Origin of the sequence: Streptomyces sp. NBC_01013 (genome assembly GCF_045162765.1) — a bacterium.
Classification (GTDB): domain Bacteria; phylum Actinomycetota; class Actinomycetes; order Streptomycetales; family Streptomycetaceae; genus Streptomyces.
This window is the reverse complement of record NZ_CP108687.1, coordinates 7,198,104-7,210,642: the sequence shown is the minus strand read 5'-3', so window position 1 is coordinate 7,210,642 and position 12,539 is coordinate 7,198,104. Positions and strand designations below refer to the sequence as shown.

The following is a 12,539-nucleotide window of genomic DNA, read 5'->3' as shown; positions in this document are numbered from 1 at the left end:
ATGCCGGTTACCGTTCTTCTGGTCGACGACGAACCCCTCGTCCGCGCGGGATTGCGCGCGGTCCTGGAGGCCCAGCCCGACATCGAAGTGGTGGGTGAGGCGGGTGACGGCGCCGCCGTGATCCCGTTGGTGCGTCAACTGCGCCCTGATGTGGTGGCGATGGATGTCCGAATGCCGCTGATGGACGGCATCGAGGCGACTCGGGTAGTGCTGCGCACGGTGCCCGATCCCCCGAAGATCCTGGTGGTGACGACCTTCGAGAACGACGAGTACGTCTACGAGGCATTGCGAGCAGGCGCGAACGGCTTCCTTCTCAAGCGAGCCCGGCCGGCCGAGATCGTGCACGCGGTGCGCCTGGTGGCGGAGGGCGATTCCTTGCTTTTCCCGACAGCGGTCCGTCAGCTCGCCGCCGAGTACGGCACGAGCACGGCACGGGAGGCCTTGGAGCGGGCCTCGCTCACCGAACGTGAAGCGGCTGTGCTGCGTCTGATGGCCGGGGGGCTGTCCAATGCCGAGATCGCCGCCCGCCTCGTGGTGGGCATCGAAACGGTGAAGTCTCATGTCAGCGCCGTGCTTGCAAAGTTGGGGGCCCGGGATCGCACCCAGGCGGTCATCGCGGCCTACGAGTCGGGATTCGTCGCTCCGAGCTGATACGAGCTTGAACCCGGGCGGCCGTGCCACCCACGGTCGAACGAGTTGCGACCAACCGTCGGGCAGCCGCCGCACCTTCCGGGGTCGAACGACCTGCCACCCACGGTCGAAACGAGTTGCGACCGGCCGTCGAACAGCCGTGCCACTCATGGTCGGGCCGCCGGACCTCCCACAGCCGAGCGACCTGTGACCCGGGGTCGGGCAGCCGTGCCCACCCACAGCCGAACAACCTGTGACCCAGGGCCGGGCGACTTGCCGCCCCCGGTCGCCCAGTCCCTGAGCAGCGAGTACGATCCGCCTGACATGCGCACGAGCTGGGAGGACACACCGTGGGCCGGCTGACCGGTGGGGACCCGTCGTTGTTGCGTCGGATCAATTCCGCGGTGGTGCTGCACGCCCTGCGGGGCGCAGAATCCCCGACCCTCACGGACCTGACCCGGATCACGGGTCTGTCCCGGCCCACGGTCGAAGGTGTCATGGAGGGACTGTTCGAGGCCGGACTGGTTGTCGAGTCGGCGCCGGACGGTGCCGAGGCACGGCGTCAGGGCCGGCCGGCCCGCAGGTTCCGTTTCCGGGCGGAGGCGGGGCACCTGTTGGGCATCGAGATCGGACCGCACCGGGTCTCGGCTTTGTTGTCGGGGCTGGACGGCCGGATCATCGGCGCCGGCTCACGCGAGGTATCGGAGACCGCCTGCGCGGACGACCGCCTCGACAAGGTGCGGTCCGTGGTGGCCGACGTCCTCCGGCGGACAGGCGTAGCCCGGAGCAGTCTGCGCGCGGTTGGCGTGGGCAGCCCCGGCATTGTGGAGGCCGACGGCACCGTCAGGCTGGGCACCGCTCTCCCGGACTGGACCGGGCTGGCGCTCGGTGAGCGCCTGCGGCGCTCGTTCCGCTGTCCCGTACTCGTGGAGAACGATGCGAACGCGGCGGCTGTCGCGGAGCACTGGAAAGGCGCGGCCACCGAATCCGACGACATCGTGTTCGTGCTGGCAGGGTTGAGCCCGGGGGCCGGTTCCCTGATCAGCGGACGGCTGCACCGCGGTTTCGGCGGGGCGGCCGGTGAGATCGGTGCGCTGCATCTCCTGGGTCGTGGCGTCACGCCGGAAAGACTGCTGTCGACGACGGACACCCCCCTGGACCCGTTGGACGAGCATGCGGTCGCGGCAGTGTTCGCCAAGGCTCGGCACGGCGACGAGCAGGCGCAGGCCGCGGTCGAGCGGTTCATCCAGCGTCTGGTCCATGACGTGGCGGCGCTGGTGCTGGCGCTCGATCCGGAGCTGGTGGTCATCGGCGGCTGGGCCGCGGGACTGGACGGGGTGCTGGATCCGCTCCGCAGCGAACTGGCCCGGTACTGTCTGCGGCCCCCTCGGGTGACCCTGTCGCTGCTCGGCGAGGCAGCGGTGGCCACGGGTGCGTTGCGGCTGGCACTCGACCATGTCGAGGAGCAGCTCTTCGCCGTGGAGGCAACAGTGACGGCCCGCCGCTGAGCGCGACGGGCCGTACGCTGCACGCCCGGCGAACCGGACGGTCATTCGGTCAGGATGCCTGGCGGGTGCGGTCCGGGTGGCTGATCTCCAGGTCGCCCGAGTCACCGAAGGTGAGCCGGCAGGTGTCGGCCCGGTAGGTGGCGACGGCGACGGCCGCCGTGCCGCCCGCCGCGAGGTAGCGGGTCGTCACGACGAGGACGGGGGCGCCGGGGAGCCGGTCGAGCTCCTTGGCGTCGTCCGCGCGCGCGGAACCGAGCTCCACGGAACGGTCCTGCCCATCGAGGCCGAGCCGGTGCAGTTCGCGTACGACACTGCGGGCCCTGGCGGGACCGGACGCGGTCTCTATCGCGGAGAGGTCCGGAACGGAGGCCGCCGGTACGTAGAGCAGCTCTGCCGCGACCGCCTGCCCGTGGGTGAGGCGGATCCTGCGCACAATGTGGACAGGCTCGTCGCCCGCGACCTCGAGCATGCCGGCCACGGCGGCCGGTGCGGCTGCCGTCCGGCAGTCGACCGGCTGCCACGCCTCGCCCGCACCGCCTCCTGTCCAGTCGTGCTGAGCAGTGGAGACGGCGACACCCACGCGCGGCGGGGCGACGGTCGTGCCCACTCCGCGGCGGCGCTGCAGCCTGCCTTCGAGTTCGAGCTGCTCCAGGGCCTGCCGGAGCGTGGCCCGGGCGACGCCGAACCGGGCGGCGAGCTCACGCTCGTTGGGGAGGATCTCCCCTACCGCAAAGTCCGAGTCGAGTGCCTCACTGAGCACGGTCTTGAGGTGCCAGTACTTCGGCTCCTGCACCGATTCCAGCTGCGTGGTCCCCACCCTGTCCTCCGCAATCGCCCAGCGGCTTTTCCGCGACGTTATTTATTAAAGGTTCCTGTCTTAACGTTGAGACCATAGGACGACACACCCCCTTGGTCAAGACCAATCCTCGGGGGCGGGGGGCGTAAACCGGCGATCCGCCGTACAGCGTTCACAGGACGTTCGCGGAAGATGGGCCGTACGCAGCACAAAGCCCCACGTCCGAGCGGTCCGTGGGGCTTCGGCAATCGGTTGGGCGACTTCCCGGTACGAGCGATCGGGAGCCGATGCGGGACAGCGGCCGTCGAATCCGGCCGCCCACTCGACAACTCCCTCCGCTCGAGGATTCCGCTGCTCGACGGGTCTCCTGCCCGACGATTCCTCTACTCGGCGGCGAAATTGACCAGCTTGTCAGGATTGCGAACGATATATACGCACTGGATGACTCCGTTTCGCACGTCCACCTGGACCACGGAGTCCGGCTTGTCTCCGGAGAGCACCAGCGCCGCCAGACCGCCGTTCAGCTCCAGGAAGCGAATCGACAGGTCGGGGATCTGGCCATGGGCGACCGCGAAGAGGAACCGGCCGACCTTGTCCGCGCTCTGCAGGATCCGCAGCGGAGCCTTCGCCTTTCCGCCGCTGTCTCCGACGAGCCGCACGTCCGGCGCGAGCAGTACAAGCAGTTCGGCAATGTCTCCGCCGGCGGCCGCGGCGAGAAAGCGTTCCGTGAGGTCACGGCGCTGGGCGGGATCGACGTCGTAGCGCGGTTTGCGCTCCTCCACGTGACGTCGGGCGCGCCCGCCGAGCTGCCGTACGGCCGCCTCGGTCCTGTCGAGCGCCGCGGCGATTTCCGCATACGGAAAGCCGAAGGCCTCCCGCAGGACGAATACGGCACGCTCCAGCGGGGACAGCGATTCGAGGACGATCAGGACGGCGACGGACACCGACTCGGCAAGCACGGCCTGCTCCGCCGTATCGGGCACGGTCGGCCCGAAGTCGGTCACGAGGGGTTCCGGCAGCCACGGTCCCACGTACGCCTCGCGTCGCGTGCCGAGCTGACGCAGCCGGTCGACGGCGAGGCGGGTGACGATCCGGACGAGGAAGGCGCGCGGTTCGCGCACGTCCTCCCGCGAAGCGGCCGACCAGCGAAGCCATGCCTCCTGGACCACGTCCTCGGCGTCGGCGATCCGGCCGAGCATGCGGTAGGCGACCCCGATGAGTACGGGCCGGTGCTCTTCGAAGACGTCGGTCACGGTTTCGGCTGTCACCCGTCCATACCAGCCGACCCGCAGCACGGTGTCCAGTTCGCCGCCCCCGCCCTCTTGAACCACAAGCTACCTGACGGTAAGTCTTATTGACGGAACGTCTAAGCCCTTTGCAGGTACCGATTCCCACGTGCCACATCACCCGGGAGCACTTCCATGGCCACTACGGTCTCGTTCACCGTCGAGTCACCCCGAGGACGACCGCGTACCGTGTCCGTCGCCTACGAACGGTCCGGTTCCGGAGAGCCGCTGCTGCTGCTCCACGGCATCGGCCACCACCGTCAGGCCTGGGATCCTGTGATAGCGGTCCTGGCCGTGGAACGGGATGTCATAGCGGTGGACCTACCGGGTTTCGGCGTCTCCCCCGGGCTGCCCGACGACGTTTCGTACGACCTGAACATCGTGGCGCCACTGCTCGGGAACTTCTGCGAGGCGATCGGTGCGGGCCGCCCCCATGTGGCGGGAAACTCGCTCGGCGGGCTGCTGGCGCTGGAGATGGGGCGCAAGGGGCTCGCCCGCTCGGTGACCGCGCTCTCGCCCGCGGGGTTCTGGACGGATCGCGAGCGCCGGTACGCGTTCGGGACGCTTCGAGCCATGCGGCTCGCCGCCAAGTCGATGCCGCTGCCCCTCATCGAGCGGCTGTCCCGCTCCGCGGCCGGTCGCACGGCCCTGACCAGCACCATCTATGCCCGGCCCGGGCGGCGTTCGCCGGAGGCCGCCGTGTCCGAGACCCTCGCCCTGAGACGGGCGACCGGCTTCCACCGGACGCTGGCCGCCGGACGGGACGTCCTGTTCACCGGCGATGTGCCGGGGCTCCCGGTGACCATCGCCTGGGGCGGCCACGACCGGCTGCTGCTGCGGCGCCAGGGCATCCGGGCCAAACACACGGTCCCCGGCGCCCGACTCGTCCGGCTTCCCGGCTGTGGCCACGTCCCCATGAACGACGACCCCGCACTGGTGGCACGGGTGATTCTCGACACCAGCCGCTGACTCCGCCGCCGTCACGGCCCCGCCGCCCCGGGGCGCCTGAGCCGATGGCCCCTCCGGACGGCCGGCGGAACCGGCACGGGCCGGGTATTCACCTCGCGTTCGCGTACCCGCCTCCGGCGGAGGCGAGGGTGGGGCCGGTCGCTCGTCAGTCCGTGCGCCCGACCCGTCGCCCCGGAGGCCCTTCGATGCCGTACCGCCCGCGCGTCCCGTCCCCCGACCGTCGCACCGTGCTGCGCGGGTCGCTGGCCGCTTCAGCCGCCCTCACGCTCCCCGTGGCCGGTGCGGCAGCCCCGGCCTTCGCACGGTCCGGACGCCCGGAGGCGGCGTGGGGTGTGCAGGTGGGCGACGTCACGTCCTCCTCCGCACTGGTCTGGGTGCGCTCCGACCGGCCGGCCCGGATGGTGGTGGAGACGTCGGCGACCGAATCGTTCCGGCGCACCCGCACCTGGCACGGCCCGCTACTGGGGCCCGGCACGGACTTCACCGGGACGACGCCTCTGTACGGGCTGCCGCCGGGCGAGCAGGTGCACTACCGGGTGACGCTTGCCGCCCCGGACGACCCCCGCCGCACAGGCAAGCCGGTGTACGGCACCTTCCGGACCGCGCCCGCACGCCGGCGGGACGGTGTGCGCTTTCTGTGGTCGGGCGACATCGCGGGCCAGGGGTGGGGCATCAACCCCGACATCGGGGGCTACCGGGTGTACGACGAGATGCGCCGCCTCGACCCCGATTTCTTCCTCTGCAGCGGAGACACCATCTACGCGGACGGGGTGATCGAGCCGAGTGTGACGCTGCCCGACGGGCGTGTCTGGCGCAACGTCACCACCGAGGAGAAGGCGAAGGTCGCCGAGACGCTCGCCGAGTACCGGGGCAACTTCCGCTACAACCTGCTGGACGACAACTTCCGTAGGTTCAACGCACAGGTGCCCGCGGTCATCCAGTGGGACGACCACGAGGTGCGCAACAACTGGTACCCCGGGCAGATCCTCGACGACGTCCGGTACACCGAGAAGAACGTGGACGTGCTGGCGGCGCGCTCGATGCAGGCCTTCCGCGACTACTTCCCGGTGTCGACCCTGCACGGAGCCCCGGGCGGGGACCGGGTCCACCGGGTGGTGCGGCACGGGCCGATGCTCGACCTGTTCGTCCTGGACATGCGGACCTTCCGCAACGCCAACTCCCCCGGCCGGCAGCCCGAGGACACCACCGGAATCCTCGGGGCCGGGCAACTCGCCTGGCTCAAGCGCGAACTGTCGAAGTCCAGGGCACTGTGGAAGGTGATCGCCGCGGACATGCCGCTCGGACTGGTCGTCGCCGACGGTGCCACGAACTTCGAGGCCGTGTCGCAGGGTGATCCCGGGACACCGCTCGGCCGCGAACTGCAGATCGCCGAACTGTTGCGGTTCATCAAGCACCAGCGGATCACCGGCACGCTCTGGCTGACGGCGGACGTGCACTACACGGCTGCCCAGCATTACGCCCCCGAGCGGGCGGCCTTCAAAGACTTCTCACCGTTCTGGGAGTTCGTCACGGGTCCGCTGGCGGCCGGCCAGTTCCCGTCCAACGCGCTCGACGGCACGTTCGGCCCCGATCAGGTTTTCGTACAGGCTCCCGATCGGGCGAACGTCTCACCGATGGAGACACCTGCCCTCTTCGGCGAGGTGGACATCGACGGCGACAGCGGGGAGCTGACCGTGCGCCTTCGCGAGCAAGGCGGATCCGTCCTGTTCAGCAAGGCGCTCCAGCCGGGACACGTCGGTCAGTGAGCCGACTCGAAGCCCGCTCAAAAGCGATGTGCCAACCGGCCAAAAACAGACTATAGGCGACTAGACCCACACTTAACCCATCGGTCACAAGGCGTTCGTGATCAGGCAACACCGCTCGGTCACAGTGGAGCCATGACTGATGTGACCTCCACGAAGAGGGCCCGCCGCTCCCACCACTGGCGGCGGGACCTCATTGAACTCGCCGCGCTGTTCACCGCGGTCGCCGTCGCCGACGCGATTGCCAACCTGATCGGGCACCAGCCGGACGGCCCTTATCTGCTCATCGCCTCGGCGGTGGCGCTGACCGCCACTGCCTCGTTCCACACCTGGTGGGCCCACCGGCACAGTCACGCACCACCGCCGGCCGCCGAGGGTCCGGCAGCCGAGGACGACCCTGCCGCCCGGTCCGGCGTCCCGGCGGCGGACTCATCGGCCGTCGAGACGGTGCTGTGGCGGATGCGGACCACGGTCCGGGATGCTCCCGGCAGCCTGGCCGCACTCTGCATCGTTCTGGCCCGCCACCGGATCGACATCCTGACCCTCCAGACCCACCCGCTGGCGGACGGCACGGTCGACGAGTTCCTGCTCCGAGCTCCCGCCACGCTGCCGGCCGCGCAGCTGACCCGGGCGATCTCCGAAGCCGGCGGCCGCTCCACCTGGATCGAGCGCGCCGACGCCCACGATCTGGTGGACGCCCCGACCCGGGTGCTCGGCCTCGCCACCCGTACCGCCCTGGACGCCGCCGAACTCCCCCTGGCTCTGCGCCAACTGCTCGGCCGGTGCACCATCCACTCACTGCCGGCCATGTCGATCACCGGCCGCGCCACCGGGGAAACCGCACCCGTCGAAGGGGTGCTGGAGGAGACCGTGATGCGGCTGCGTGATCCGTCGGGCGGTGTCATCACCGTGGAGCGCCCCTATCTCCCCTTCACGCCCACGGAGTTCGCCAGGGCGCGCGCCCTGGTCGAGCTCGATGCCCGGCTCGGCCCCCGTGTCCCGCGCAGCGAGCACGTACTCACCCTGCCCGAGGGCAACGCGATCACCGTACGCCGGGCGGACCGAGGCGACCTCGAAGCGGCCAGGGCCATGCACGACCGTTGCTCCGAGCAGACCCTGCGGCTGCGCTACCACGGGCCGGTCCGTGACGCCGACCGCTATCTCGACCACCTGCTGAGTCCCCGCTTCGGGCGCACCCTCGCCGTCCAGACGGCCTCCGGGCGGACGGTGGCCCTCGGCCATCTCCTCTGGGACGGCGACGAGACCGAGGTCGCCCTGCTCGTCGAGGACGACTGGCAGCGCCGCGGGATCGGCTCCGAACTTCTGGGCCGTCTGGTCACGCTCGCCGTCGAGGCGGGCTGCGAGAGCGTCTACGCCGTGACCCAGGCGTCGAACACCGGCATGGTCGCCGCGATGCGCGCGCTCTCGCTGCCCCTCGACTACCAGATCGAGGAGGGAACGCTCGTGATCACCGCCCGGCTGGGCGCGACTCCGGTACGGTCCTTGCCGCCGTACGAGCAGGCTGAGCGCTGACCGCCTGACGTACGGGCTCCTCGCCGCTCAGCGCCTGGCACAGATCGGCCCACAGGTCCTCGACGTCCTCCAGACCGACGGACATGCGCAGCAGCCGGTCGCCGACCCCGGAGGACTGCCGGTCTCCCTCATCCACAATGCGGTGGCTGATGGAGGCCGGGTGCTGGATCAAGGTGTCCACACTGCCGAGACTGACGGCGGGTGTGATCAGCCGCACCGCTGAGATCACCCCGTGCGGGTCTCCGTACACCTCGAAGGAGACCATCGCGCCGCCCAGTTCCGGGTAGTGGACGCGCGCGATGCGCGGGTCGGCGGAGAGGCGTCGGGCGAGTTCGGCGGCGTTCGCGGACGCCGCCCGGACGCGCACCGGCAGGGTGGCGAGGCCGCGCAGCAACAGGTACCCCGCCATCGGGTGCAGCACCCCGCCGGTGGCGAAGCGCACCTGGCGAAGCCGGGCCGCGAATTCCTCGTCGCAGGCGACGACGCCGCCCATCACGTCCCCATGACCCCCCAGGTACTTCGTCGCGCTGTGCAGCACGATCCGTGCCCCGTGCTCCACGGGCCGCTGGAGTATCGGAGTCGCGAAGGTGTTGTCGACCAGGAGCGGTACCGAGCCGCAGGAGTGGGCGACCGCGCGGATGTCCACTTCCGCAAGGGTCGGGTTGGCGGGTGTCTCGACGATCACCAGCCCGGTGTCGGGGCGGATCGCCTCGGCGATGCCCGCGGGGTCCGTCCAGGTCACCTCCGTGCCGAGAAGCCCGGCACCCAGGAGGTGGTCGCTGCAGCCGTAGAGCGGGCGGACCGCCACCACATGGCGCAGGCCCATGCTCGCGCGGGCCAGCAGGACGGCGGTGAGCGCGGCCATTCCGCTGGCGAACGCCACGGCGCTCGCCGTTCCTTCGAGGCGTGCCAGGGCCGTCTCGAACCGGGCGGTGGTCGGGTTGTCGAGCCGGGCGTAGACGGGCGGCCCGTCGAGCCGCGCGCCGGTGGCGGCGAAGGAGTCGATCCGTTCCGCCTCGCCCCTGGAGTCGTACGAGGGGTAGGTGGTCGACAGGTCGATCGGCGGAGCGTGCAGGCCGAGTGCCGCGAGGTCTTCACGTCCGGCGTGCACGGCTTCGGTGGCCTGTGCCCGGCGTGCGGGTGTCGTCGAGGGCGCCATCGAGATGGGGATGTCCATGCCCACACTCTGAACAGTCACCGGGACGGGCGGCGAGTACCCCGTGCTACGTTCGGTGGATGACCGATTCTGTCGCTCTCGACACGGTGGATCTGCATATTCTGCGCCTGCTGCAGAACGATGCCCGGACCACGTACCGGGAGCTCGCGGCCGAGGTCGGGGTCGCCCCCTCGACCTGTCTGGACCGGGTCACGAGGCTGCGCCGCACCGGTGTGATTCTCGGCCACCAACTGCGCCTGGACCCGGCCAGGATGGGCCGCGGTCTTGAGGCCTTCCTCTCCGTGCAGGTCCGGCCACACCGCCGCGACCTCATCGGGCCGTTCGTGGACCGGATCAGGACGCTGCCCGAGTCCCGTGCGCTCTTCCATCTGACCGGCCCCGACGACTACCTGGTCCACGTGGCGGTGACCGACACCGCCGACCTCCAGCGTCTGGTCCTGGACGAGTTCACCTCGCGGCGCGAAGTGGCCCGCGTGGAGACGCGGCTGATATTCCAGCAGTGGGAATGCGGTCCGCTGCTGCCGCCGGCGGCCCGGACCCCCGAGGGGCAACCGGGTCAGGCCCATGGTGCCGATCGGTAGTGACGCGGAGGCCTTCCCCGTACGAGGATGTCCACATGTCAGACACTTCCAGCAGCGCGCTGCCCCGCCAGGTCGCCGACACCTACGTCGACGCCTTTATCGAACTCGACCCGATCTCCGGCACCTACCTGGGTGTCGCGGAGAGCTCGCGCCGCCTTCCCGACTTCTCCCCCGCCGGCCAGGAGGCACTTGCCGACCTGGCCCGCACCACGCTCGCTCGACTCGACCGCGCGGAGCAGCTCCCCGGCGCTGCCGATGACGCCGAGCGCCGCTGCGGTCGTCTCCTCCGCGAGCGCCTGACAGCCGAACTCGCCGTCCACGAAGCCGACGAGGCGCTGCGGGCCGTCTCCAACCTGCACTCCCCGGCCCACTCGATCCGTGAGGTGTTCACGGTGACGCCCACGGAGACGGACGAGGACTGGGCGGCTGTGGTCGAGCGCCTCAAGGCGGTCCCGGGTGCCCTGTCCGGCTACCGCGAGTCCCTCGCACTCGGTCTTGAGCGCAAGCTCTACGGCAGTCCGCGCGCCACCACCACCTTCATCGGTCAGCTCGACAAGTGGGTCGGCGACGGCACGACGGGGTTCTTCCAGGATTTCGCCGCCGCCGGCCCGGACGCGCTGCGCGCCGATCTGGACGCCGCCGCGGGGCAGGCCACCCGGTCGCTGGAGGAGCTGCGGCAGTGGATGCGCGAGGTGTACGCCCCCGCCATCGAGGGTGAGCCGGACACGGTCGGCCGCGAGCGCTACGCACGCTGGTCGCGCTACTTCAACGGCACCGACCTGGATCTCGACGAGGCGTACGCGTACGGCTGGGCGGAGTACCACCGGCTGCTCGCCGAGATGCGGACCGAGGCCGAGAAGGTGCTGCCGGGCGCGGGCCCCTGGGAGGCGCTGGCCCATCTCGATGTGCACGGCAAGCACATCGAGGGTGTCGACGAGGTCCAGGCGTGGCTGCAGAGCCTGATGGACGAGGCGATCGAGGCCCTGGACGGTACGCACTTCGAGCTCGCCGAGCGGGTCCGCCGGGTGGAGTCCCGCATCGCTCCTCCGGGCGGCGCCGCCGCCCCGTACTACACGGGCCCCTCCGAGGACTTCTCGCGTCCCGGGCGTACCTGGCTCCCCACCATGGGCGAGACCCGCTTCCCGGTGTACGACCTGGTCTCCACCTGGTACCACGAGGGTGTGCCCGGCCATCACCTTCAGCTGGCCCAGTGGGCCCATGTGGCCGAGAGCCTCTCGCGCTACCAGGCCTCCATCGGCATCGTCAGCGCCAACGCCGAGGGCTGGGCGCTGTACGCGGAGCGGCTGATGGACGAGCTCGGCTTCCTGCCCGACGCCGAGCGGCGGCTGGGGTATCTGGACGCGCAGATGATGCGGGCCTGCCGGGTGATCGTGGACATCGGCATGCACGCGGAGCTGGAGATCCCGGCCGACTCGCCGTTCCACCCCGGTGAGCGGTGGACGCCGGAGCTGGGCCAGGAGTTCTTCGGCAACCACAGCGGCCGGCCGGCCGACTTCGTGGAGAGCGAGCTGACCCGCTATCTCTCGATGCCCGGTCAGGCCATCGGTTACAAGCTGGGGGAGCGTGCCTGGCTGCTCGGCCGCGAGAACGCCCGCGCTGCGCACGGGGACGCCTTCGACCTCAAGGCCTGGCACATGGCCGCCCTGTCCCAGGGGCCCCTGGGCCTGGACGACCTGGTCGACGAGCTGTCGAAGCTCTGACCGGACCGCAGGCCGGTTCCGGACACGGTGTCCGGGACCGGCCGGACGGTGTCAGCACCCGCAGTCGCCGGTTTCGTCCGGCGCGGTGAGCGGGTCGGCGATGCGCCGTTCACGCCCCCGCATGGTCTCGAACTCGAAGCCCTCACGCGCCCAGTACTCGAATCCGCCGAGCATCTCCTTGACCTGGTAGCCGAGTTCGGCGAGGGCGAGAGCGGCACGGGTGGCGCCGTTGCAGCCGGGTCCCCAGCAGTAGGTGACCACGGGCACGGTGGGGTCGAGCAGGGCTGCTGCCTCCTGGGCGATGAGCGCTGTCGGCAGATGCACGGCCCCGGGGATGTGCCCCTGTTCCCAGGACGCGGTGGAGCGGGAGTCGAGAAGCACGAAACCGGGGTCGCCGTCGGCCGCCATGGCCGCGGCGACGTCCGAGACATCGGCGTGGAAGGCGAGCGAGGCACCGAAATAGGCGGCGGCAGCTGCGGGAGAGGCAGGCGGAACGCGCAGTACGGCGTGCGTTGCGCGGCCGGCGGTGGGCTGTGTGGTCATGGTGAAAATCTACGAGCGGCGATCGCCCGGCG

At 70.5% G+C, this 12,539-nt stretch carries 11 protein-coding genes; 7 read left to right on the top strand and 4 right to left on the bottom strand.

Features of this window, described 5'->3' with window-relative positions; genetic code table 11:
- Complete coding sequence (locus tag OG538_RS31505) at positions 1-651, top strand: response regulator (RefSeq protein WP_406098829.1); 651 nt, start codon at positions 1-3, stop codon at positions 649-651.
- Between the two features lie 329 nt (positions 652-980).
- Positions 981-2,138 (top strand): ROK family protein, encoded by a 1,158-nt coding sequence (locus OG538_RS31500; protein ID WP_406098828.1) that lies wholly within the window; start codon positions 981-983, stop codon positions 2,136-2,138.
- Between the two features lie 49 nt (positions 2,139-2,187).
- Here OG538_RS31500 and OG538_RS31495 read toward each other — a convergent pair whose 3' ends face one another.
- Together OG538_RS31495 and OG538_RS31490 are read right to left on the bottom strand one after the other, a co-directional pair.
- Complete coding sequence (locus tag OG538_RS31495) at positions 2,188-2,955, bottom strand: GntR family transcriptional regulator (protein WP_406098827.1); 768 nt, start codon at positions 2,953-2,955, stop codon at positions 2,188-2,190.
- 362 nt (positions 2,956-3,317) lie between these two features.
- Positions 3,318-4,202, bottom strand: coding sequence for an RNA polymerase sigma-70 factor (locus tag OG538_RS31490; RefSeq protein WP_406100383.1), 885 nt, complete (start codon positions 4,200-4,202; stop codon positions 3,318-3,320).
- A gap of 153 nt (positions 4,203-4,355) precedes the next feature.
- Between OG538_RS31490 and OG538_RS31485 the strand changes: the two genes are divergently transcribed.
- From OG538_RS31485 to OG538_RS31475, 3 genes are all read left to right on the top strand, one after another.
- Positions 4,356-5,189, top strand: coding sequence for an alpha/beta fold hydrolase (locus tag OG538_RS31485; protein WP_406098826.1), 834 nt, complete (start codon positions 4,356-4,358; stop codon positions 5,187-5,189).
- Between the two features lie 185 nt (positions 5,190-5,374).
- Positions 5,375-6,955, top strand: coding sequence for an alkaline phosphatase D family protein (locus OG538_RS31480; protein ID WP_406098825.1), 1,581 nt, complete (start codon positions 5,375-5,377; stop codon positions 6,953-6,955).
- A gap of 132 nt (positions 6,956-7,087) precedes the next feature.
- Positions 7,088-8,485 (top strand): GNAT family N-acetyltransferase, encoded by a 1,398-nt coding sequence (locus tag OG538_RS31475; protein ID WP_406098824.1) that lies wholly within the window; start codon positions 7,088-7,090, stop codon positions 8,483-8,485.
- On the opposite strand, the gene OG538_RS31470 is transcribed toward OG538_RS31475, so the two are convergent.
- On the bottom strand, positions 8,421-9,662 hold the full coding sequence (locus OG538_RS31470) for a trans-sulfuration enzyme family protein (RefSeq protein ID WP_406098823.1): 1,242 nt from the start codon (positions 9,660-9,662) through the stop codon (positions 8,421-8,423). The two genes, OG538_RS31475 and OG538_RS31470, sit on opposite strands and share 65 nt — an antisense overlap.
- Positions 9,663-9,721: 59 nt before the next feature.
- Between OG538_RS31470 and OG538_RS31465 the strand changes: the two genes are divergently transcribed.
- Both OG538_RS31465 and OG538_RS31460 read left to right on the top strand, forming a co-directional pair.
- Positions 9,722-10,243, top strand: coding sequence for an Lrp/AsnC family transcriptional regulator (locus OG538_RS31465; RefSeq protein WP_406098822.1), 522 nt, complete (start codon positions 9,722-9,724; stop codon positions 10,241-10,243).
- Positions 10,244-10,278: 35 nt separating this feature from the next.
- Positions 10,279-11,964, top strand: a complete 1,686-nt coding sequence (locus tag OG538_RS31460; protein WP_406098821.1) for a DUF885 domain-containing protein — start codon at positions 10,279-10,281, stop codon at positions 11,962-11,964.
- A 51-nt stretch (positions 11,965-12,015) separates the two neighbouring features.
- Here OG538_RS31460 and OG538_RS31455 read toward each other — a convergent pair whose 3' ends face one another.
- Positions 12,016-12,507, bottom strand: a complete 492-nt coding sequence (locus tag OG538_RS31455) for a rhodanese-like domain-containing protein (protein WP_406098820.1) — start codon at positions 12,505-12,507, stop codon at positions 12,016-12,018.
- Positions 12,508-12,539: the final 32 nt, after the last annotated feature.